The following is a 24037-nucleotide window of genomic DNA, read 5'->3' as shown; positions in this document are numbered from 1 at the left end:
GGGCTATTATAGCTTGTTCCCTTTTTTTCGTGATGGAGGTGAGCAGAATGAGCAAAAATAATGAAAAACCCAAAAGAAATAAGCCAAGGATACTAACCAAATATGATCAATTTGTTGTGCCAAGGCTCAAGGATATTCCCGTTTGGGTACGTGAAGGAGCCACAGATGAGGAGATTGCGAAACGGCTAAATATTCACATTTGGACATTAGGCGATTATCGCAGGAAGCATCCAAAATTTGCTGAAGTATTGGAACGTCCAACCAAGTGGGAAACACATGTATATCCTCGGTTAGCGGAGATTCAAAAATGGTTCGAAGAAGGTATGAATGCAGAGGATATCATCAAGAAACTCGACATTGGTAAAACGACTTGGTACGAGTATATAGATAAACATCCGATACTGGCTGAACTAGTCAAATGGAGCAGATCTGTCCCTATCCCACGTAGAAAATTCACTTTTGAAAGCCGCTACGGGGTATGAATATGAAGAAATAAAAACGATTATTGAAGAGGACAAAAATGGAAAAAAGAAGACGCGCATTGAGAAAGTGAAACGATATCAGCCTCCCAATCCGACAGCGATGATCTTCTACTTAAAGAACCGTGCACCTAACGAGTGGAATGATCGACGTGAATTGCTGGTAAATACGAAAGCACTGGAACAGGAACGGAAGCAACTATTTCTGGATATGATTGAAGCCGATGTAGTGGATGCCGACTATGAAGCTGTTGAGGAATCGGTCGAGGTTGAGGAAGGATATATGGAGCCGGATAACTCGCAGCTATAACGTTATGCCGTCAGTATTTGTATAGATAAACGCCAGTTTCAGCCCTGAATTAGCCCCAAAAGTAGCCAGAATCAGTGCATAAGATAAGTTATGCAATCAGTGGACTTTCCCTCGAATCAACGCTATGATGTGACACACGAAGCGAAGGGTGGGGGGGAAATGAAGTATATTCAAGGGTTTGAAGTACATTTACGAAGCAAGGATCGGAGTGAAAATACGGTTTCCTGCTATATTAGGGATGTGTTGCAGTTTATAGTCTGGTATCGGGGCAAGACGGAATATGGACTGGACAAGTGGATTGAACTAGATGGCGTAGAATACAAGAAATATCTGCAAAGCACCAACCAAGCAGTACTGACCATTAACCGTAAGATCGCCAGTATCAACGTATTTTCCCGGTGGATGCACCAGCAGGGGTATATTAAGGAAGAAATACATATCGAAGCAGTCAGGAACAAGGTCGTTCGGCAATACAAAGGGTTAGCGGAAAAGGATTTGTGGAAGCTGCGGAATGAAATTCACCGTATGGGCAATCGGATGCACATTTGTATGATCGAATTATTGATTGGGACTGGCATACGAGTAAGCGAATTGGTTGGCATCAAGTTGAAGGATATTGAAATAAGTGAACGTAAAGGATTATTGAAGGTACTTGGTAAGGGAAATTCTATACGAAACATACCATTGAATAAGGATGTACGAAAAGCCATTACCCGATATCTCGAAGTCAGGCCACAAGTGGAATCAGAATATTTATGTATTGGCCAGCGTGGAGTATTGGAACGAAATGCGATCAACCTGATTTTGAATAAGTATGGGGATCGGATCAACGTAAAGGTTACACCCCATATGCTCAGACATACGCTTGGCTATAAGCTGGTCAAAACGACTCCATTGACGACTATCCAGCAAATCCTCGGACATGATCACGTAGCGACCACCAATATCTATACACTAACCACGCAGCAGGATATGGAACTAACCTTGGCAAATATCGAGTGGTGAAAGGCCACTCTTTTTGTCGTGGTTGGGAGGGGGGCTTCTATATGCAAAAACAGAGCCGTCAGCAAAGGGTGCAAAAATTTTTGTGATGATTTTATAGTGAATTTGAGAAAGGAGCCAGAACAATTGAAACGATAAAGCAAGAAGATGAGCGCCAAGCTGAGCTGCTTAAGCAGTATATGGAGAAGCATTTCAAGCCGCCCAAAATGAAACAACTGGTCGAGACATTCAGCTTCTCCGAACTAAGAAAGCTTATCGGTGAGATGGACATTGAATTTTTCGCCTTGGCCTATTTCCCTAAATATTTTGATCGAGCATTCGGCAAGTTTCACAAAGAGCTATTCACGGAATTAAGACATATGCTTGCCCATACAGGACTGATTACGGCCTTCGGACTCCCAAGGGAACACGGAAAGTCAACGATCAGTTCTTTTTTATTTCCGCTGTATGCGACTTTATATGATAAATCACAGTTTACATTAATCATATCAGCAACAGAGCAGATTGCATTACCCTTCCTCGATATGATCAAAGATGAGCTAGAAACGAATACGATGTTGATTGAGGATTTTGGGATTCGTAAAGGGAGCCGCTGGAACAACAATGAAATATGGCTCAAGAGTAAAGGTGGATTGGACTCTTGCATTATGATTCGTGGCATCGACGGTAGCTTGAGAGGTATTCACTATAAGCATCACCGTCCTACCTTGGTTCTAATGGATGATTTGCTCAAGGAAGATACAGCACGATCCGAAGCCAAACGAGAACAGATTAAAAATACGTTTACGGATGTCATTTTGCCTATTGGCACAAGGGATACGAATATTCTGATCTGTGGAACCATTTTGAATGAAGAAGATATTATGGCCGATCTGCTCAAAGGTAAAATCCCAGGTGTGAGGAGTGTTCGTAAAGCAGCCGTGCTTCAATTTTCAGAGCGTGATGATCTGTGGTCAGAGTGGGAACGACAATATAATAACTTGCAAGACGAGGACAGGATCAATACTGCCTTGTCTTTTTTTATGGCGAATGAGGAGGAAATGCTGGAGGGTACGAAAATCCTATGGAACGAGTATTTGGACTATTATTATTTGATGTGCAAAAAGCAAGCAATGGGGGAAAAGAGCTTCTATAAAGAGCTACAGAACGATCCGCGCTCAACCGATGAATACATATTTCAGAATCTCATGTATTGGGACAGGTTGCCTGAGTTTGAGAACATGGAACTTGCCATGTACATTGATCCAGCCATTAAAGCCGGGAAGAAAAATGACTATTCTGCTGTCTCCATTATTGGGCAGCACAGGAAGACGAAGCAAATGTATGTCATCGACGGCGAAATCTATAAACTGTTGCCGGATGATTTGTTTCAAGTGGCTATTGAAAAATTAAAGCTTTACCCTGTAGATAAGCTTGGTTTTGAAGTCAATCAGGCACAAAGCTATATGAAGCAAAAGTTTGAAGAAGAGCTATGGAAGGCGAATATACATACACCCGTAGAAAGTGTCCATTCCAAGGGGCAGAAGCATGAACGTATTATTAGCTTGGAGCCGGAAGTGAAGAAGGGTCATATTCTGTTCAATTCAGATAACCTTCGATATAATAATCAGATAAAGGATTACAATCGAAATTGTACATATGATGATGCACCAGATAGTTTATATGGGGCTGTTCAATTGATTCAGTCGGTCAAGAGTTTAAAGTTTTATGATCGAGGCTTATTATTTTGAGACTTTCGCTAGATATTCATTCATTATTTTGATCCAATTTTGTTAAGCTAATGGGCAGGATAACCTTACCAGTTACCCAATTAGTTGTTGTATTGTTGCAAGGGAAGGGGATGCAAATGGCCATTTGTTTGGACTACGAGTTAGTTGAGATAAGAGGAACCGTTGCTGTGTATAAATTTGGAAACTGTTTGAAGGAATTAGATGGAATTTTTGAGATTAATCTACCCAAGTTGATAAGTGGGGAAATATCGATGCAAGCACCAATTGGTGAAGTAGTGAAACTAAAGAATGACAACCAATCTCAAGCTAAGGCCATCAAAGTATTTGGAAAGATATATAAACATTATCTTGAACATCACGAATATCCTACAAAGGGTGGATATTATGCTTAGTTAATCGGAGTTTATTCTTTTTTTCTTATAACGATCAATGGAAGATATAAAAATTACTCAGTGGACTTTAAAAGGAGCGGGAATATGGGTCTGGATGCTTATGTAGTATGCAATTGTGTGAAGGAAGGAAATGTTAAGCCTCTCCCTTTTGATATAAGCTTGCTGGAAATTACGGACGAAGGGATCGACATACTAGAATCTGTAAATGACGAAACCTATGAGCTTTATCAGCAGTGGCGGGAGAACGCTTGCGAGCATGAAGACTTTTACTATTATCAAGACCGGGTTTTTAATGTCGCAGGAGGAAATTTCTTTTATGGAATCATTGACCGGTTGGGGCAGGACAAATTCCCATTATTATTTTCAATTGGGGAGAAGTCACTCTCCACCGATCAGGTCGAAAAAGCTTTAAAGGAACTGGATATTTTTGAATCAGGAGCAAGCAAGCTGCAAGGGATTTTCCTCGTAGATACTGTATCTAATGATGAATATGGGAGATCTCTTCCTGGAGAGGATAAGTGGTTCTTATCATCTGGAGGTGGGCACACTTATCAGTTAAACGACCGAGGATTCTGTATTCTAGACAGAGATCATCGCGAGCTTTTTCATTCAGTAGCGTTCGCCCAAGAAGTAATGAGTGTTGAAAAAGAAGGACGGAAGCATAAGCATGCAAGATTTCATGATTTGGAGATGGGACGAATTTTTGAATCTTCTTATTCGCTAAGCCGAAAGATATGGGGAATCGATGAGCTGTATTATCCAAAATCTTTTCAGGTCGTAAAGAGAAACCTAAAGGGATCTGATTCTCGACCCGCGCGAGTACTAAGAAGCCCGTTTGAGGCTTCTTTACAGACAGGTAATCCGATCATTTGGGCATAAAGAGATCTGAGATGAAGCATTTGAATATTAACGGAATACGATCCTGTGCTGATTACAAATCCAGACTTTTTGAGATAGCTTAATATTATTCTTAACCTAGCATAATTGAGCTAATGGGAAACTTTAGTTCAACAAGGAACTACCTTATTAAAGGTAGTTTTTTTATTTATGAAGAAATTAACAACCAATAATTAGCCCATTTTGAAAGGAAGTATATATTTGCAAATAACCGAACAAATCATATTAGAATGTCTAAACGAACTCCAATCGGCTGTATTAGCCAAACAGAAATACTCAGATTACTACAATGGTCAGCATGCCATTATCAAGAACTATGCGATGCAAGAAAGTCGAAGCAATCAAAAGCTTATCTTCAATTTTCCACGTAAGTTTGTAGATAATGAAGTGGGTTATCTGCTCGGTAAGCCAGTAAACTATGTGTCCAAGTCGGATCAGGATGAAGCCATACATAATATAGATATACATATGAGTCATTGGGATAAGGAGCATAATCTACAGCTTCGGAAACAATCCGAAATATTCGGTGAGAGCTTCGAATTAAACTATATCGACTCGGATGGTCAGTTTTCAGCCACGGTGCTATCTCCTTTGAATGCCTATGTACTGGAAGATGGAACGGCAGAACGAAATGTATTACTTGGTTTACATAAATTTACCCGTCGGTTCGATAAGCAAATGTATTTGGACGTGTATACCGATCATGAAATTCTACACTATACAATCGGCAACAATGACAAACACAATCGGAGTAGGCAGAACCAAGCAACTGAATTAAAATATATCGGCAAACATAATCACATCTTTGGAAGAGTCCCACTTATCTCCTGTCCAGCCAATACGGAGAGAAAAAGTGGCTTCCATGATGTGATTTCTTTATTTGATGCCTATAACTCGCTGAATTCGGATTTGGTCAATGAAATCGCAGATCATCGCAACGCCTATCTGGTGATTGAGAATGCCAAGTTGGAAGCCGACGATTTATTGAATATGAAGAAGATGGGCATTATTCAGGTTCCGGCTGGAGGGAAAGTAAGCTGGCTCACAAAGCAGATTAACGATTCTTTTGTGAAAAATGAGTTGGACAATATTGAACGCAAAATCTTCGATATGATGGATCAGGTTAACTTCAATGAGAATTGGGCCAGTAATACGTCTTCCTTGGCGCTGAGAAATAAACTTTTGAATTTGGAGAATCGAGTGGCAATGAGGGAAGCTTTGATGGAAAAGGCAATCAAGCAGCGTCTGCGTAACTTCTTCACCTTTCTGCACATTAAAGAAGGGATGCAATACGATTATCGGGATATCGCCGTGAAGTTTACTCGCAACTTGCCGACAGATTTGGTTGGGATGGCTGATGTGATTGTGAAACTGAAAGAAGTGGTCTCTCAGGAAACGTTGCTCACGTTGCTTCCGTTTGTCGAGAATCCCAAGCTGGAATTCAATAAATTTCATGCGGAGCAGCAACGATTAGTTGGTACGGATAAGGAGAAATCGAATGCAGAATAAAAATAGGATCAAGCGGCTCGTGAAGAATAGCTGTGCTTGTTATCTCGGAACGAAACATGGCATCCCGAATTATTGCTGTTTACAAGATGGCCCATGTGTATTTTTTGCTCAAGATGATTCTTTTCCCCGTTGTAGCTATTTTGAAAATGGGGTTTTACCCATAGATGAAAAGTTAGAACGAGAATATAAGTCTGAGCGGAATATAGAATCTGAATTTAAAACAGTGCAACCGAGGGTGAACTGCCAGAAATGTAAGGCTACTTTTTCAGCAAATTCGAATCGGCAGAAATATTGTGATAAATGCAGAGACAAGAATGCGAACGAAAAGACGAAATTACGGATGCGTCAGATGAGGAAAAAACAGGCTTGATGTTACGCTTTAGAGGTTTAAAAAGTCCAATAAACTAAGGATGAAAAACAACCCAAAATGAGGAGTTGGTATGTTTGTACCTATTTCTCGTTTTTACGTTTTCTAATGCGTAACATTATTGTATCAGATATGACGTTAAACGAATTCAACATACATATGCGTGTTTGAAAGCTCGAACCTATACAGACTCGGTGTTACGCATTAGGCTATCCAAAATACGCATAAACAAAGGATGAAAAATAGGTAAAAGTGGGGAGTTGGTATGTTTGTACCTTTTCCTCGTTTTTGTGATTTCTAATGCGTAACAACCCTGTCCTGAGCATGACATTAAAAGGCTCCATACATATATAAGCGTGTTCGGTTCTGCGTAGTCGAATGGGCAATAAAGGAGATTATCTAAAATGAATTTAGAACAAATGAAGCAGTTGATTGAAGAAAACCAAACCAAAGAGGAATGGCAAATGTATCTTCAGGGTTTGAATCCGTATAGCGTGGAGGGGATGGAGCAATATATCCAATCTAATCAGCAAGCAAAAAGTTGGTTCGATAGCACGGTGGACAAACGATCCGCTAAATCGCTGGAAACGTGGAGAGCCAATCATCTGGAAAGTGCAGTGGATGCTGAGATCAAGAAGCGATTCCCGGCTAAGGATGAAAAAGAAATTGAAGTCGAAAAGCTACGAGCCGAAGTCGAAAATATGAAGCTGGAGAAGCAGCGTGAACGGTTAACCAGCCAAGCGATCAAAATTGCATCCGAAAAGAAACTTCCACTCCCGTTAGTGGATTTTTTTGTTGGTACAGATGAAGAAGCGACGACAGCGAATTTAGCTATGTTGGAACAATCGCTGCAATTGGCTATACAACAGCAAGTCGAGCAACGACTCAAAGGAGATGGCTATACACCTCCGGCTGGTTCAACAGGTAGCACATTTACATTGGATTCGATTAAAGGGATGTCCCAAAACGAGATTAATCAGCATTGGGATCAAGTCAAACAAGCATTACAAAACAAATAATAATAAACGAAAAGGACAAGGTGAAAAGATATGACAGTACAGAATTTTATTCCAACAATTTGGAGCGCACGTTTAAATGAAAGCCTGAAAAAGAATTTGGTGTATGGGAGCGTGGTCAACACCGATTATGAAGGTGAGATTCAAGGGCAAGGCTCAACGGTAAAAATTAATTCGATTGGGGCAGTAAGCATTGGCAATTATGATAAGGTGGCAGGAATCGGTAATCCACAGGAACTGGATGCTACACAAAAAACATTGGTGATTGATCAGGCCAAATATTTCAATTTTCAAGTGGATGATGTAGATGCTGCTCAAGCGAATGTAAATCTACTCGATGGTGGAATCGTGGAAGCCTCGTATGGACTGGCCAATGTAGTGGATCAGTATCTTGCTGGATTTTACACAGAGGTCAAAGCTGAGAATACGATGGGCAATGATACAACGCCTGTAATTCCAACGAAAGATACAGCCTATGATATGCTGATTGATCTTGGCGTGCTGCTGGACGAAAACAATGTACCGGAAAGCGAACGGTTTGTGGTGGTTCCTGCATGGTATTATGGCTTGCTGCTGAAAGATGCTCGTTTCACGAAAGACCCAAATATTATTCGCACAGGCTATGTGGGAGATATTGATGGTATGACCGTTTATAAATCCAACAATGTGCCAAATACAGGAGGAGCCAAGTATAAAATCATCGCAGGTCATAAAAGTGCCATTTCGTTTGCGGGACAAGTAGATTCGGTAGAAGCATTCAGACCAGAGAAACAATTTTCAGATGCAGTGAAAGGGTTGCAAGTGTTTGGAGCCAAGTGTATCAAGCCAGAAGCTCTCGCTGTACTTACAGCCAATAAGTCCTAATTGAAAATGTATGATTATGAGAACACATTATAATAGAAGAAACACGTTCGGGGTGTCCGTTTTGGATGCCCTATTTTATTTTTTGGAGGGTGATAAGATGTGGTTTTTGAATCAAGAAACAGGCTGCACATGGGAAGTCACGGATCAGGAGCTGTTGCTGCGTTTACAGGTTAATGATCATTATGAGCAAGTGGATGAGCCTAAACCAGATGAGACTGAGCAAGATTTACCCCAAACGAAAGTTCAAACTGTCAAGAATATGAAGCGTACCGAGAAGGCACAGGTAAAGGAGGAACAGGAGACAGTACATGAGTGAGCAAATGGATTTGATGAAACGATTATTAAGTATGGAGCCAACAGATATATCTAAAGACGATATCTTGATTCATTACTTAAACAAAGCCAAGGGTAATATTCTAGGCTATTGTAATGTGGCAACACTCCCTGTGGAATACGATCATGTTATGGTCGATTATGCTGTGTATCTCTATAAAAATAGGGATTCGGTTGGACTTATAACTAAGCAGGAAGGTGAACGCTCAGCTACCTATGAAATAGGCATTCCGGCAAGTATTCGACTTACTCTTCCTCTGCCTAAAATCAAGGTCGGAACAGATTAATGTTCTACGATACGAAGCTGGAAATTTTAGATGCTACTCATTTCAACCCTGTTCTGTCAGTGATGGCAGATGTACAACCTTATCGCAAAAGCTTTTCATTTGAAGATAGTTACACCTTGGAGACAATATATCGAGCTTTCTGTCCACTGGAATCCTTATTGCAATTAAACGGCTATGTCCAATTTGCTAAGGATGTCTTTATTATTTTGGATATGAAGGAATGGAATGATTATGTGGAGTTGTACCTGTATCGCTGCAAGCCAGATTTTGGTTTGGAGGTGGAGGAGTGACAAGGAGCTTAGAGCCGATGATGGATTTCTTTCTTCGAGAAAAAGGTGAGCTTGTACATATCAACGGTGTAAGACAGCTTGCTCTGATCCGGGATGCGACAAATACCATTCAAATGACCGATGAAAAAATCATTCGGGCAGCGACACTCTTACATACAGGAGATATCGTAGACTATCGCTATGAACGATATTTAATTACCAGTCAGGTGGATCAAAATGAAAAGTCTTGTCGAGGCAGGATGCGAAAATGTAATCAATGGTTGGCTTTAAACTGGAATGGACAGGTGAAATGGTTTGATTCTGTGGTAGAAGCCAGAACGTTTTCAACGGAAACAGGTAAAGTTATCTCCATGCCAGAGGGCAACATTCTGGTTAGTCTACAAGACAATGCAGACACGCGAAACATCGCATTGAACCAACGATTCTATATGACACATCAGCCTTTTAAAATAGTTGGAATAAATCATACATTGAATGGCATCATCCAGTTAAGCTGCATATTAGATAGCATAAATACAGCTTATGATGACGTGGAAAATAACATTGCAGACAGATGGAAGTACGAGATTGCTCATACATATGCATTACAAATTAACCATGGAACGATGGCCCATGTGCTGCTTAACGAAACAATACCGCTGGATGCAACTGCTACGGATAATGGTATTCCAATAGAGAATCCGGCGATTACCTATGTATCCAGTGATCCGAATGTGGTTAGTGTAGATCAGCAAGGCCAGGTTATGGGCATTGCTTTGGGACCAGCAAGTATTACTGCAAAACTAACGTATCACCCAACAGCACTGAGTACCATTGAAATGAGAGTCGTCGAAACGGGAACGCATATCTATTCGATAGCCATTATCGGCAATCCCATCCTCAAAACAGGTCAAAGCGCCTCATATGTCAGTCATATCTATGATCATGGAACAGAAGTGTTTGACCAGTCGGTGGAGTGGAGCCTACGAAATCAAGATGATTCGACTCCTACTAAGGGAAGCACGACAGCGAGTACAGGAAATAGCGTGACGGTGAAAGCAGGAAGCAGTAGTGGAGCGAACAATAAAGCCCTTGTGTTGACGGCCACCTTAGTAAGCGATCCTAGCATGACCATAGAAAAGACCATTAGCCTTAAAAATTTATTCTGAGCTTTATATCTACCGGCTTGCCTTAGAGGTGAGCCATTTTTTATTTCAAAGGAGCCACATACATATGCAACGAAAATCCATCGACTACCTACTCAGTCTGAGCCTATTGAAGCAATTGAGATCACAACATGTCATTACAGAAGAAGAGTTTATAGCCATTGACCAGCTTAATAAAAAGTCTTTCAAATAGTTATAACATGGGCAGAAATGGACTTGATGATGTGCCGCAAGTATTATACCATGTGACCGTATAAAGAAGATATCGAAGGGAGAAATAGCTATGGCCCAAGCCGCAACCGCAAAAAAAGTCGTGATCGTTCCCATTAAAACGATGGACATCGTAGAGGGAATTCAATCGATTCAAAAGAAGAAAGTCGCTGCCTATTGTCGAGTCAGTACCGATTCCGAGGAGCAAAAGGAGAGCTATACCAATCAAGTCAACCATTATACCCAATACATTCAAAACAACTTGGAATGGGAAATGGCTGATATTTACGCAGATGAAGGCATCACCGGTACCAGCACCAAAAATAGAACACATTTTAATCGGATGATACAGGATGCCCGAAACGGTAAACTGGATCTTATACTGGTCAAGTCGATTTCGAGGTTTGCTAGGAATACACTGGATTTATTGAAATATGTACGGGAACTCAAAAGTCTCGGAGTCGCCGTTTTCTTTGAACGAGAGAATATTAATACACTGGATACGACAGGTGAGGTATTGCTGACCATCCTGAGTTCCCTTGCCCAAGACGAGAGCCGAAACATTTCTGAAAACAGCCGATGGGGAATATTACGTGGCTTCCAGAACGGCAAAGTCTTCTGCAATACGACTCGCTTTCTTGGCTATGATAAGGACGAGCAGGGTGAGCTGGTGATTAACGAGCCAGAAGCAGAGATTGTGCGGCGCATATATGAGGAGTATTTGGATGGGAAAAGCTATCAGGCGATTGCCAGAGGCTTGATGCGAGATCACATCAAAACAGTCACGGGTGGCGATACGTGGTGGGATTCCTCCATTACCTTAATTCTGACCAATGAGAAATATTACGGAGCTTTGCTTCAGCAAAAGACGGTAACGGTAGATTTTCTAACCCACAAACGAATAAGGAATAAAGGACAGGAGCAGCAATATTTAATTGAGGACAACCATGAACCGATTGTATCCAAGGAAATATTTGAAGCGGTGCAAAAGGAAAAGGAACGGAGAGCCAAGTTGAAAGGGAGTGTGATGGGGGATAGTAAAAGATACTCCAGTAAATATGCGCTCAGTAGTAAAGTATATTGTGGATGTTGTGGAGCCATTTTTAAACGCCGAACCTGGAACAGCAATAACCCATCCAAAAAAGTGGTATGGCAATGCAAAACGTATGTCAATGAAGGTAAAGCAGCCTGTGATGCCAAATCAGTCGATGAACAAGTTTTACATTCCGCGTTTGTACGATTGTTCAACCGGATGTATGAGAATAAGAAAGGATTCATAAAGACGTTGAAAGCCAATATTGAATCGGTGCTTTCCAGCAAAGTAGGGCAAGAACCGCTATTGGACATCGAAGGACAGATGCAACAATTGAAATCGGATTTGAAGGAACTGGTGAACCTCAAGCTTCGGAATCAGATTGATGAGATTGTATATGATGAAGAAACGAACAGACTTTCCAATGAACTCAACGAGCTACGACAACAGAAGCTGACACTGGAGCAGGAGCATGAGCAGCAAGCGAAAATCAAGGAACGTGTCGATGAAATTATCCAAGTACTAAGCACACAGCAGGATATACTGGAACAATTTGATGATAACCTATTCAATGCGTTGGTGGAGAAGATAACCATTCTCTCACCAGCGCATTTTGTTTTTACCTTGAAGAGTGGAATGGACATAGATGAAATATTGGACTAGAGAAACCATAGGCTGAAACGATCAATAGGCTAGAGAATATTTGTGGAGTGCATGACGGGAAGAATCAATCGAATCCCGTCTTTTACTCCTTCCATATACATGGATTGTTTGTCCTGACTTAGTTGATCGCCTATGGCTTCTTCCCATTCAGATAGCAGTCGTTGGATATCCTCGTTTTGGTTGGTTTTGAATTGATCCATTTGAGTGAATAGATTTTTGTCCTCAGATAAACTTGAAGCCTGTTGTTCACTGGCTAGTTCTAATTGATAAAAACGTTGGCGTAATGCTTCCTGAAACCAATCTGGCCAATCTGACATAGTACATTTTCCCTCCCGTTGTTTGAGTGTGTGTATGTTAACTCTGATGGGGAGGGATGGCAAGTCATTGTTTTTGTGTAGGAAAGGTGAATGGTTATGGTCTTCTCGTTGTTGAAATAATATTCCTAATCGTTCATTATTCGTAAGATCGTCTATAATGTATGGCCGTAAAAATATTTCTGGCCTTTCTCCCAGTTTTTCTTTGAAAGTCCTTCAATATAGTTTATGAAATCTTTATAATTTGTTGAATTGATGACAGTATTATAGTCTCCTGGAACTTTCTCACCTGACCAAATAGATAATAAGGATGGAATTAATTCCATCTGGAGCGGTAATTCATGATTTGCAGCTATCATAATTCTTTCGATGAGCTTTTTCGCCAAGTCTCCGGGAAAGCTTAGTTTTTGATCAAAATAGTATTTATCGGTATCACAGTCTTTGGTGTAATTCAAATAATATTCCCCAATTTCGTCAACTGTTGCTTCGTCACCTAATTGATTTTCAAAATTAATAAAGAAATCAATGGAGTCTCTAATAATTGTCGAGGTTTCATTAATTTCATCCCAGTCATCAAGTAAGGATAAAAGGTAGGGGACTACATCAAGTGAAAGGGAGGTAATCGCTGCAGATGCAAATGTATTCACTGCATCTTCTGTTGCTTCGCCTAAGAAAATAAGATTGTTGGAATCTCTCAGATCGTCGTGAGTAGAAATGGAACAAAATACTCTAATACAAAGATTTAATACTGCTTCATCCTTAGTTTGATTCATTAGTTGTATTAATAGCGTTTTTTGGGTGAGATCACCTAATTTAAAGAGTTCAATTAAGTTAAATATAACATCCCGTTCTGTCTGTGCTTTTAAAATATTTTGTTTAATAACCGAACTGTCAACACTCGGAGCCTTTCCAAACCAAATATCATTCATAAGATTAACATATTTCACAAGCCATTATTCCCCCTCTTATTTCTTTCTTAGGCCGTTTTCTCTCTGCCATTTTAGCACTTTATTTTGAAAAACAGTAACTTCTGTGTGTTGAGGGTTATTTCCAAAGTGTATAATGCCTTTTTCATCTTGATATATTTTAAATATCTTTGCATTTTTCTTTCCATAACCCATTTCATGATAAAAATCCATATCTAATTCCTTAAGCTGTTCTCGACGTATGGTTGATTCTCCTGTGGTCTTTATATTTGAATTTGCATTTTCCCCACCAAACGCCAGTCCTTGAATATGATGACCTTTATCTAATTCTCCTCTTCTAACTAGTGCCTCGTAGTCAGCACGTGCCTGTTTTAAATCCTTTCCTTTTACAATTTTAGACTCGTCAGGATTCGGATACCATTCAGGATTTGATTCATGCAATTTTTTTGCTTCATCATAGTAAGGACCATATACATGTTCTACCTTACCTTCATTAATTTCTTTAGGCTTTTCATTCCAAATTCCTGATTTTTCAAATTTGGCCTTTGGAATTTTGAATTTTCCAGAGGGGAGCTTTAATTTCGTATTTAACTTAACACCACGCGAACCTCTAATGCCTTGAAAATTATAAGCAATACCGGCAAATACAATGGAAGCCGCCTGCCATTTGGGTATGGGTTCTCCCGTCCACAGATTATAACCTTCCATGGCGGCTTTTGTCTGTTCTAGGATAGGATCGAACTCATCTGATCCGTTATTTAATTTGATTTCCCCATTTTTGATAGCTTCGTTATAGGCAAGAGAAGCTTGTGCAGCTTTCTGATCGGTAACTCCATTTTTACTGAGGACCCACATAGTACCCATAAATTCTTTATCATACTCATCAAAATTATAGGATACTTTGGCTTTTTCAGCTGCCATGTAGCTATCGTGCTTGGCCTTCCAGCGTTGTCTTAGATCTACAGGGATCTGCTGATACGCATGAGCCATGGCGTTAGACTCTTTCAATAGGTTCTGCACCAGCTCCAATGGGCCACCGGAATGAGCTATATGACGCGCACTCGTATATGCTTTTCCTAAAATCCACTTGCTATAGTAAGCTTGTCTCGCTTGTTCATGCTCATACTGGCTAATCAACCCTTGCATGGCCAAACCAGCCAAGTATTTTAACGGATGAACTCCGCTCCCCTTGCTATTTCCTCCAATCGTAGGTGTTCCTTTACTCCGAACGGGGATCGATGCAGTTGCTTGCAAAACAGTTGCCGCTACTTTACCTGCGGGTCCACCAACTGTATTTAACATTACACTAGCCACTTTCCCCATCACCGGAATGGAGCCTAATAGCTTGGACACCGTGCCCATCAAGGCATTCGCCTGTTGAAGCTCTGCTGGACTGGTGATTTTTGCTTTAGGGGTAGAGGCTTGGCTGCTAGATGAATCTTTGGCTGCTGATTGAGCTGCTTCATAGGCTTTTATGCTCATCAATGGTGGCTCAGGTACAGGAGGGAGGTCAGCCACGAAAACGGGAGCTTTCACCGTCCCTTCCTGATAAATCACTGGAGACTTGGTATCCGTCTCACCATCCAGCACCATGCTACTTTCTCCACCTTTGAGATACAGCGCCGTTCCAGCTTCCAGCGACAGTTCCTCACCTGCATCGAGCTTCACGTGACCACCCTGAATCTGCACATTCCCCGGACTGTTGATGGTGATGCCACCATCTTCATTTAGCGTAATTGAAAATCCATCCGAGGTGGACAGGGTCAGTTCTTGCTCAGACATTTCTACGCCGCTACCTTGCACATGTTGCCATACCTTCACATCTGGCTGTCCATTCTCGTGGTGTTGTTGTCGGAGCGAATCCGTTACATAGGCATCCTGTTCGCGATTTGTTGGCAGATAAAGTTCGACCTGTTCCCCGATTTCAGGCATATCGTACCAGCCACTATGTTCTTCGGCTACATATCGAGTCGCTACAGGAAACCAACAGGCTTTGGCTGGATCTTGCTTCGGGTCGATGTCCAGTTGAAGTTGTACGAAATCCTGTTCTACCTTCAGCACCGTTCCTGTCAGCGAAATCCCGGTCGCCTGATCGTTTTCATAACGGGCATAGCGAATATTCTGTTCCGCTTGGAGATCATAACGGGTACGCAGTAATCCATCCTCTAACCGTGTCACTGCTCGAACGACGACCAACTCTTTGCCTTGTCCGATGGGTAACATGATAAGGTCACCTAGCGCATAGTATTGTAGACTTTCAATCATATAGGTGACATACGAGCCAGCACGTTGTTCTCCGAGCTTTTCCGCATCCAACTCATGAAACGTTTTTCGTACCCGATAAAATACATCTCGTTCCACCTTATACTGCTTGCCTTCTGGCATCCCGAAGAAAACTTTGGGTGAGGCTGCGGTCACTTCTGGCACAAGTATTGAACCAAAGCGAGAAGCGAGGCGTTTTAAAAATGCCCAATCGGTCTCTTCATATTGTAAAACAAAAGTATCCAGCTTGGCATAATTAGTTACGGTATCAATGGCATCTCCGTATTGATATTTTCGAACCATCGAAGTGACCAGATCATCATAAGTACGGTGAATATCCTGATAGGAACGTTTTTTACTCTTAATATCCATTTGATAGGAATGGGAAGCGGCTTCCAATTCAAAGGTGTATACTCCCCGTGTGCAATTCACAGACATTTGCGTAACAATCCCGTGGAACAGTCTTCTCAGCGATTGTCCCTGATCATCCAACTGACGAATCACAATCGGCTCTTCCTCCATGTTCTGTCCGATGCAGGCTGCTCCTTGCTCTTCGGAGAGCATACCACTGATATGTAAAAAGGCATGGTCGTTGATGGCACGTGTTATTTGAAGCTTTTCGATGTGTTGTGGCTGAAAGGGACCATAAAAGCGAAGGCTTTCATATCCGATTGCATCTGATAGTAGGCTCAAGTGAGTTCATGTCTCCTTTCTAGGCGATGGTTATTTTCAAGTTGAATTCGCTTCTGATTATAGAAGCCGCAGATGGGTACAAATTTGAGTCAAGATAGATATGTATTAAAAGGTTTGTTGGGTACAGAAACATTCTTAATCGGATACAGGTGTCCCAAGTAAGCATTCATTTAAGGAGCAAAAGGGCAAGAGGAGATATTTAAATAACAGTCCAACATATGTATATATCGGTTGAAAGAGAGATTTAGTTTACAAAATGACCCATTCGTTGGGGTATTTTCAATGTGTAATACTGGAAGGGAGAAAGCTAACAGTAATTTTGAGCAATTGCCTTTCAAAGTCAGGAACGGGGCTGATTTAATCGTGATCATGGATTCGGCTAAATATCTGGAAAAAAGGGGGGGGGGGTGAGAAGGAGTGGCTTTTGATAAAATAGGTAATATTTATAATAAAAAGAAATATATCCCTTCCATCGTCTCGACACATGTGGAGTGCGTGGTAGTGATATATCGAGATAAGAAGCATTGATGTACGAGAGCTTAAGATTAATTTGAATATGTTCCTGCATTCAGAAAATTGTTTAGGGCTGAGTGTGGGAACATATATTATGTACATACACAAGGTACGTGAAGTGCGTGGTATTGATATACTGAGGGGAATATTGGGGAAGCATAAATATATATGAAGTGACTTCTAGCAAGCAGATACTACCAAATCATTCTAGACGAATGCTCATAATAATTATGAGCGTTTATTTTTTTATTGTACTCTCAATAATAACGGTTTATCCTCTCTTTATAAAACTCTTGCTCACTGACCTCAAGTAGTTCTGGAGTAGTAGGTCTTTTCTAAAAAAGTTTCTGATCACGTAGTGATTTTGGCTCTTCTTGCAGCAATTTTAGAAATTCTTTTTTTAATTTCAGTATGCTGATTGGTTGTAATATTGTCCTAAATACAATTTTCGCAGTAAAAGTGCTGTACATAAATAATTATATAATAGTTATCTCATCTGATTTTGAGGAAAAAAATATGTAGTTTATAGTGTGAATATACAAATTTGCACTACACTAGTAGTTTTCAAAGTAAAACATATGTTCGGAAGGAAAATGTTGCATAATGTCGAAAACAGATACTAGTCCAATAGTTTTATTTTGTTTGGTTCTTAGTTTTATTGGACTATTTTTAAGGCCCTAAGGAGAGGATTGTTATATCTGACCTGAAATATAAACACGAAAAGCATGTAGCTCCCGGTAGTCTTGCAGGCTATCTATTCCAACCCGAAAGAGCCTTATTTTGGCTAGTCAATAGCAAGAATGGAGCAAAAGTAGGGATTGAAACTGATGATGATGTTGTTAAACAAGCAAAAAGCGATAATGAAAATAACGTATACGAACAAGATAAACATTCTATTTCAAAGAATATACCGTTTGGTAACCATAGTAAAGATTTGTGGAATACTCTTCATATCTGGCTAAATGCGATTTCAAGCGGGAAAATTGATGTGAAAAATGCACAGTTTCATTTAGTTACAAATAAAATTATAGAGGGAGGGATTGTTAAATCAATTGCGGCTGCTCAAACAAAAGAGGAGGTCATCAATTGTGTGACAAGTTTAAGAAATATTGCTTTGAGTGCGCCCGCTAGTGTGAAAGTTTACGCTGAGAAGGTTTGTTGGTATGATGACGAAACTATGTGTATGTTAATTGAGAAAATTTTTCTGTGCGATGGGAATGCTAATAGCTATGGTGACGGATTAAAAGAAGAGATAAGATCAAAATTACTTATACCAGAAAGTTTACCTTTTTCAGAAATATATGATTCATTACTTGGATGGGTCCATAGTTCTGCTATGAACTGTTGGCGCCACGATAAACCAGCTTGGTTATCACGGGATACTTTTACAGAATATTTTCAAAGGATAATTACTCGATATAAACTTAAAACATTTGTTGAAACGGACCATTCATTAATTCCACTTTCTTTAGTAGATAAAGAAGCTCAATACAATGAACTTTTTGTAAGGCAACTTTATTTACTAGCACTTGAGCGAGATGATGATATACTTACTGATTCAATTGAGGATTACTTAAGGTGTAAACATGAAAGAACAAGACTGAGCATCCAAGGGAACATTACTAAGGAGGAAATGGATAGATTCGATCAAAATCTAGTGGAAAGATGGAAAATCATTTTTGCTGAATTTAGCCGTAAGTATAAAAGAGGACAGAAGGCATGTGAAGATATAAACGATTTTGGTTCAGATATGGGATTTAACATTCTTGTAAGAACATTAGACCACAGAGAACCATTAGCGAACCAACCAACAGAGCAATATTATTTGACAAGAGGGAGTTATCATAGATTAGCCAATAATAATAAGTTACAAATTGGCTGGCATCCTGAATACAAAATGCTGCTTGGACAAGGAGAATAAAAATTGGATGATTTAGATGAATATGAAGTTGTTCAAAATATTGCCTTGGGTTCACTTGCTCTTTGGTCTTTTTCAGTTGAGTACTATAAAACAGTTGAAGAAAAAAAAGGAATCGATTTGCGAACGCTTATGCTGGTACTACCCTTGGTATACAATGAATCCATTGCAAACGCAGTATATAAAAGAAAATTTAAGGGTGGTCTTTTCAACTCATTAAATGATGATAAAGCTCTCTTTATAGGATTGCAAGAACGTATGCAAGATATGTCAGTGCTCTCACTCAAATCACTTAATCTATGTCTTTCTAGCAATTTATTATTGTATCAAAATAGCAGTTATGAATTTTTACCTATAAGAATGGGGAACTCAAATTACGATTATGCTGAATCTATAAAAAAAATATTAGCTGCTTCAAAACGTTTTGGTTATTGGTTTTCAACTATTGAATTCAACGAATTATGTCAGCTTTTAAAAGTGAGGTTTTAAATATATGGACTTTAAGATTAATAATATTATTTTATGGCCAAGAGATTCGAGTAAAGAAAAGAGAAATCTAGAATTTGAATTAGACAAAATCAATGTAATTACAGGTGATAGTCAAAAAGGTAAATCCTCTATAATACCAATTATTGATTATTGTCTAGGAAGTTCAAAGTGCACGATTCCAGTCGGATTAATTAGAGACAAAACTGAGTGGTTCGGGATTGTTGTTAATGTTAAAGGAAAGAAGATACTATTTGCTCGAAAAGAACCAGGAGTTCATAGTCAAAGTTCAGAGGTCTTTATTAAAGAAGATGTTGAAATTGAGAAATTACCTAGGCCAACGGCAGAAACAAATGTCACCTTTCTTAAAAATAAGTTAAATGAGATTGCTGCGTTGCCTTATCTTACTTTAACTGACGATGTTGATGAGAACGCGGCGGGAAAAAGAGCTAGTTTTAGAGATTTTTCCGCCTTCCAATTTCAGCCCCAACATATAGTCGCTAATCCGTATACACTATTTTATAAAGCTGATACTTATGAAAATCGAGAGCGTTTGAAAAATATTTTTCCTTTAGTACTTGGCGCACTAGATAAAGAAACCTTGTATTTAAGGCAACAACTAAAAGAACTTGAACAGGAGTATTCTAAAAAGATTAAAGAATTAAATGAAGTTAAACGTACTACAGAACATTGGATATATAGGGTGAGAAGTTACTACTCACAAGCAAGAGAGTATGGGCTACTTCCAAATGCTCCAGATTTTATGATTGGATGGTCGACTCAGGTTTATGTTAAATATCTAGAGGAAGTTCCTCAATTAATTAATTCTAAAATTTTTCTCATCGAAAATCAGGCTACTAACAGCGCAGTTACTGAATTGAACTTACTTTTAAATGAAGAATTGGAATTATCTCGTGAAATCGGAACTCTTCGACAAAAGCTTTATAAGATGTCCAGGCTTTTTGAATCTGAGAAACTCTATCATGAATCCCTAGACAAACAACAGGAAAGGTTACAACCAACTAATTGGTTCCAAAAATTGGTAGAACCTCGTACTACATGCATCTTTTGTGGATCTGAAAACAATAGTGCTTATGAAGAACTGAATAGATTATACAATTATCAAACTAAAATTAACATAAGTTCAAACGATATTGTAAGATCCTACGATATGTTAGATAGAGAAATCGTAAAAATTAGAGCAAGGCTAAGCGAGCTAGAAAAATCTCTAAATAACATCAGGAAACAGAAAAATAGCTTAGAAGTAGAGTCAGATGAAGTAAGAAGAATCAGACAAACAGAGCAAGAAGTTTTTCGTTTTGTCGGAAGATTAGAGAAGGCATTAGAAGACTACAAATTGGTTCATGAAGATCATAATTTGCAAGATGAAGTAACAGAACTTGAAAATCAAATAAATATATTAAAGGAAAAAATAAATCCTCAGAAAATTAAAGCAAATTTAAAAGAAGCATTAAAGAATATATCTAGTAAAATAAATAGATATGCTGATTTCCTTGGAGTCGAAGATGCTGATCATCCTATTTCATTGGATATTACTAATTTAACATTAAGAAAAACATCTGGTAAGAGAGAAGACTTTTTATGGGAAATTGGTAGTGGCGCGAACTGGATGGGATATCATATTGCTACGATGCTTGCTTTACATGAGTACTTTAAAGGTTTAAATTGGAATCCTGTTCCTCATTTTTTAGTAATTGATCAGCCAAGTCAGGTCTATTTTCCTGAAAAAATTATCGAAAACGAAAACACAAAAGAAAATGATGAAAATGAAACAAAACAGATTCCTCAGTTTAAACAAGAAGATGTAGTTAGAGTTGAAAAAATATTCACTGCGCTGTCTACTCATTTAAGGTTAAAAAACCTTAACAAATATTCTACTCAAATTATAGTAATTGAACATGCTGATGAGATTACATGGAAAAGCGCAGAACATGATATACATGTGGTTGCCAGATGGAGAGATGGAAATGATGCATTGATCCCAGAGGAATGGTTATAACTTGATTTGATGGGAACTTTAATATGTGATAAATTCAAATCTAAGGGTGATGACATGGAAAACATTTCTAATAGTAGAATTAAAGAGTTTAGTATATATAACTTATTTGGGGATAGAAATGTTACGATAAAATTTAATGAAAATGTTATGGTGTTAGTAGGCGAGAATGGCTTAGGGAAAACAACAATATTAAATATTATTTATTATACTTTATCTTGTGAATTCAAAAAATTATGGAGAATTAAATTCGATAATATTCATATTAAATTTGATGATGGGAACAGTATTAATATTAATAGAAAAGATATTTATCCCCGTAAAAAAGTATTAAAACACTATCGATATAATGAAGAAGATTCAGTGAAGATGGAGATCGTTATTAATGATTATGATGGCGAGAGTTATAAAAAAATAATTGATAGTGATTATGACGTTTATGAAAAAAATGGGGATTTTTATTTTGATGATGAAAAGATTGAGAAATATGATTCGATAATTAGAAATTATCAAGAGAAAATGGAACCTTATTTAGATGGGAAAATACTGTATTTTCCTACATATAGGAGGATAGAAGAGGATTTATATAAGATTAGGTCTGTTAATAGCATAAGAGAGAAAAATTTAATTAAGGAAAATCGTAATATTCTGCAGTTTGGCATGGAGGATGTAAAAGGGATATTTAAGAAAATTCTGGAGGATATTAAGTCATCTTCGTTGAATGGCTATACTCAAGTTACTGGGAAAATGATAACAAATTTAGTTGATGCCACTTCTCAATCCAAAATTACAAAAGACGTAAAGAATAGCATTCAGGATATTAAAACAATTGATATTATTTTGTCGAGAATAGATGATCATAACTTATCAAAAGATGATAAGCAAAAAATTAGGAACCTAATTGAATCAAAAGAAATTTTTGAGGGGGAATTATACAAACCATTAATTCATTTGTTATCTGATTTGATAAGAGTATATAATCAGCAACAAAGAAAACAAGATCAAGCTATTAAGACATTTGTGAGCGTATGCAATAGTTATTTAGTAAATAAATTTTTTGAATATGATGAAAGTGTCCTCACTTTGGAAGTTTATAATAAAAAGAATATGAAAGAAGTTAATTTAAGTGATTTATCATCAGGAGAAAAACAAATAGTAGCTATATTTTCTAAACTGTTTTTGTCGGTAGATGATGATTTTATATTACTATTTGATGAACCTGAGCTATCACTATCAATCGAATGGCAGGAAAAATTGTTGGTTGATATAGTTAATAGTGGAAAATGCAAATTTTTACTTGCTGTTACTCACTCTCCTTTTATTTTCAACAATGAACTCAAAGGTTTTGCACGTAGTATTGACTTATTTATTGAGGAGTTAAATGGGAATGAGTAGAATTAATAGAGCGTTAGATATGTTAAATAAATTAAGTGAAGAGCCGGTTGGTTATCATAGATTTATGTTAAAATATAAAAAATCTATTTATTCTCCAATTTGTTTGGTAGAAGGTATAGATTCAAAGTATTATCGAGTTAGAGTTAAGTCATTGTGTGAAGGAATAGAACCTGAATTTGTTGTTTGTGGAGGTAAAAAAGGCGTTATTGATACTCATGGGCTAATTCGGGAGATAGACGACTATAAGGAAGCCAAAATATTCGCATTCGTAGATAGGGATTTTGATTCAATTTTAGAAAACGAGAATATTTATGAAACACCATGCTATTCAATTGAGAATTTATATACTACATTGGATGTAATTAAAACTATTTTAATTGATGAATTGAAAGTCGATGAAGTACAGGATGTACAGGATTATAACACTTGTGTTGAATTTTTTATAAAGGCTCAATCTAGTTTTCATGTAGCCATCACTGAATTAAATGCATGGATAGCATGCCAAAGGGACTTAAGTAGTTCAGGTTTAACAACAAGGCTAAATCTTAATGATAAAGAAAATGTGATAATGAACAGTTTTTTTGATATTAAATTAGACAATGTTACTAAATTATATTCTATCGCTAAAATAGAATCATTGTTCCCAGATGCTCAGAAAATACCAGAAACTCAGCTAGCTAAAAAGATAAAAGATATTAGTCACTTAGATGCACAAAAAACTTATAGAGGAAAATATGAATTAGTGTTTCTCAAAGAGTTCCTTAAAAAATTAGTAAATGAACTTAACAGAAAAAATTCTAGTATTTTTTCTAAAAAAAGGAAAATTGACTTTCAGGTGTCAAACACAAATCTTATTTCTCAAATATCACAATATGCTGAAACACCTAATTGTTTAATAGACTATGTAAAAAAAATGTGGAAAGGAAATTTTATTGAATTGAGCGTATAAGCCATCCCAATTCCAATTACAGTTTTCTTTTGTGAAC

23 protein-coding genes are annotated in these 24037 nt (G+C 38.3%); 20 read left to right on the top strand and 3 right to left on the bottom strand.

Annotation, left to right across the window (positions count from 1 at the left end; genetic code table 11):
• Window positions 1–47: 47 nt before the first annotated feature.
• The 15 genes from ACQ4MX_RS09780 to ACQ4MX_RS09710 all read left to right on the top strand — a co-directional run bounded on the left by ACQ4MX_RS09780 (window position 48) and on the right by ACQ4MX_RS09710 (window position 12527).
• A complete protein-coding gene (locus tag ACQ4MX_RS09780) occupies window positions 48–482 on the top strand; it encodes a hypothetical protein (RefSeq protein WP_431090349.1) in 435 nt (144 codons plus the stop codon).
• Window positions 460–789, top strand: coding sequence for a hypothetical protein (locus tag ACQ4MX_RS09775; protein ID WP_431090348.1), 330 nt, complete (start codon window positions 460–462; stop codon window positions 787–789). The genes ACQ4MX_RS09780 and ACQ4MX_RS09775 overlap by 23 nt, the downstream gene beginning before the upstream one ends.
• Before the next feature lie 159 nt (window positions 790–948).
• Window positions 949–1794, top strand: coding sequence for a tyrosine-type recombinase/integrase (locus ACQ4MX_RS09770; RefSeq protein WP_431090347.1), 846 nt, complete (start codon window positions 949–951; stop codon window positions 1792–1794).
• 176 nt (window positions 1795–1970) lie between these two features.
• Window positions 1971–3521, top strand: coding sequence for a phage terminase large subunit (terL, locus tag ACQ4MX_RS09765; RefSeq protein WP_431090346.1), 1551 nt, complete (start codon window positions 1971–1973; stop codon window positions 3519–3521).
• 116 nt (window positions 3522–3637) lie between these two features.
• Window positions 3638–3913 (top strand): hypothetical protein, encoded by a 276-nt coding sequence (locus tag ACQ4MX_RS09760; RefSeq protein WP_404521822.1) that lies wholly within the window; start codon window positions 3638–3640, stop codon window positions 3911–3913.
• Window positions 3914–3997: 84 nt separating this feature from the next.
• The gene (locus ACQ4MX_RS09755) at window positions 3998–4792 is read left to right on the top strand and encodes a hypothetical protein (RefSeq protein ID WP_431090345.1); all 795 of its coding nucleotides are present in this window, start codon (window positions 3998–4000) and stop codon (window positions 4790–4792) included.
• Between the two features lie 219 nt (window positions 4793–5011).
• Window positions 5012–6319 carry a phage portal protein gene (locus ACQ4MX_RS09750; protein WP_431090344.1) on the top strand — a complete coding sequence of 436 codons (1308 nt, stop codon included), beginning with the start codon at window positions 5012–5014 and terminating at the stop codon, window positions 6317–6319.
• 771 nt (window positions 6320–7090) lie between these two features.
• Window positions 7091–7705: a DUF4355 domain-containing protein gene (locus tag ACQ4MX_RS09745; protein ID WP_192513226.1), complete on the top strand. Its 615-nt coding sequence runs from the start codon at window positions 7091–7093 to the stop codon at window positions 7703–7705.
• 30 nt (window positions 7706–7735) lie between these two features.
• A complete protein-coding gene (locus ACQ4MX_RS09740; RefSeq protein ID WP_025684791.1) occupies window positions 7736–8566 on the top strand; it encodes a P22 phage major capsid protein family protein in 831 nt (276 codons plus the stop codon).
• A 97-nt stretch (window positions 8567–8663) separates the two neighbouring features.
• Window positions 8664–8882: a hypothetical protein gene (locus ACQ4MX_RS09735; protein WP_192513228.1), complete on the top strand. Its 219-nt coding sequence runs from the start codon at window positions 8664–8666 to the stop codon at window positions 8880–8882.
• Complete coding sequence (locus tag ACQ4MX_RS09730) at window positions 8875–9186, top strand: phage head-tail connector protein (RefSeq protein WP_192513229.1); 312 nt, start codon at window positions 8875–8877, stop codon at window positions 9184–9186. Before ACQ4MX_RS09735 ends, ACQ4MX_RS09730 begins: the two co-directional genes overlap by 8 nt.
• Window positions 9186–9476: a hypothetical protein gene (locus ACQ4MX_RS09725; protein WP_025682868.1), complete on the top strand. Its 291-nt coding sequence runs from the start codon at window positions 9186–9188 to the stop codon at window positions 9474–9476. Before ACQ4MX_RS09730 ends, ACQ4MX_RS09725 begins: the two co-directional genes overlap by 1 nt.
• Window positions 9473–10624: an Ig-like domain-containing protein gene (locus ACQ4MX_RS09720; RefSeq protein WP_431090342.1), complete on the top strand. Its 1152-nt coding sequence runs from the start codon at window positions 9473–9475 to the stop codon at window positions 10622–10624. Before ACQ4MX_RS09725 ends, ACQ4MX_RS09720 begins: the two co-directional genes overlap by 4 nt.
• A gap of 64 nt (window positions 10625–10688) precedes the next feature.
• Window positions 10689–10814 (top strand): SHOCT domain-containing protein, encoded by a 126-nt coding sequence (locus ACQ4MX_RS09715; protein ID WP_283657219.1) that lies wholly within the window; start codon window positions 10689–10691, stop codon window positions 10812–10814.
• Between the two features lie 90 nt (window positions 10815–10904).
• Complete coding sequence (locus ACQ4MX_RS09710) at window positions 10905–12527, top strand: recombinase family protein (RefSeq protein ID WP_431090341.1); 1623 nt, start codon at window positions 10905–10907, stop codon at window positions 12525–12527.
• A gap of 29 nt (window positions 12528–12556) precedes the next feature.
• Here ACQ4MX_RS09710 and ACQ4MX_RS09705 read toward each other — a convergent pair whose 3' ends face one another.
• The 3 genes from ACQ4MX_RS09705 to ACQ4MX_RS09695 all read right to left on the bottom strand — a co-directional run bounded on the left by ACQ4MX_RS09705 (window position 12557) and on the right by ACQ4MX_RS09695 (window position 16722).
• The gene (locus tag ACQ4MX_RS09705) at window positions 12557–12844 is read right to left on the bottom strand and encodes a hypothetical protein (RefSeq protein WP_431090340.1); all 288 of its coding nucleotides are present in this window, start codon (window positions 12842–12844) and stop codon (window positions 12557–12559) included.
• A 152-nt stretch (window positions 12845–12996) separates the two neighbouring features.
• Window positions 12997–13770 (bottom strand): Imm47 family immunity protein, encoded by a 774-nt coding sequence (imm47, locus tag ACQ4MX_RS09700; RefSeq protein ID WP_431091292.1) that lies wholly within the window; start codon window positions 13768–13770, stop codon window positions 12997–12999.
• Between the two features lie 36 nt (window positions 13771–13806).
• Window positions 13807–16722 carry a contractile injection system protein, VgrG/Pvc8 family gene (locus tag ACQ4MX_RS09695; RefSeq protein WP_431090338.1) on the bottom strand — a complete coding sequence of 972 codons (2916 nt, stop codon included), beginning with the start codon at window positions 16720–16722 and terminating at the stop codon, window positions 13807–13809.
• 1501 nt (window positions 16723–18223) lie between these two features.
• Here ACQ4MX_RS09695 and ACQ4MX_RS09690 point away from each other — a divergent pair.
• Genes ACQ4MX_RS09690 through ACQ4MX_RS09670 form a run of 5 tightly spaced genes read left to right on the top strand, consistent with a single transcriptional unit; the run spans window position 18224 to window position 24000 of the window.
• The gene (locus ACQ4MX_RS09690) at window positions 18224–19156 is read left to right on the top strand and encodes an ABC-three component system protein (protein ID WP_431090336.1); all 933 of its coding nucleotides are present in this window, start codon (window positions 18224–18226) and stop codon (window positions 19154–19156) included.
• 3 nt (window positions 19157–19159) lie between these two features.
• The gene (locus ACQ4MX_RS09685) at window positions 19160–19642 is read left to right on the top strand and encodes a three component ABC system middle component (protein WP_431090335.1); all 483 of its coding nucleotides are present in this window, start codon (window positions 19160–19162) and stop codon (window positions 19640–19642) included.
• Window positions 19643–19646: 4 nt separating this feature from the next.
• Window positions 19647–21659, top strand: a complete 2013-nt coding sequence (locus tag ACQ4MX_RS09680; RefSeq protein WP_431090333.1) for a DUF3732 domain-containing protein — start codon at window positions 19647–19649, stop codon at window positions 21657–21659.
• 54 nt (window positions 21660–21713) lie between these two features.
• Window positions 21714–23051 (top strand): AAA family ATPase, encoded by a 1338-nt coding sequence (locus ACQ4MX_RS09675; RefSeq protein WP_431090332.1) that lies wholly within the window; start codon window positions 21714–21716, stop codon window positions 23049–23051.
• Window positions 23044–24000 (top strand): DUF4435 domain-containing protein, encoded by a 957-nt coding sequence (locus tag ACQ4MX_RS09670; protein WP_431090331.1) that lies wholly within the window; start codon window positions 23044–23046, stop codon window positions 23998–24000. Before ACQ4MX_RS09675 ends, ACQ4MX_RS09670 begins: the two co-directional genes overlap by 8 nt.
• Window positions 24001–24037: the final 37 nt, after the last annotated feature.

Source organism: Paenibacillus sp. 8b26 (assembly GCF_050626875.1).
In the GTDB taxonomy this organism is placed as follows: Bacteria; Bacillota; Bacilli; order Paenibacillales; family Paenibacillaceae; genus Paenibacillus.
This window is presented reverse-complemented; position numbering and strand designations above follow the sequence as displayed.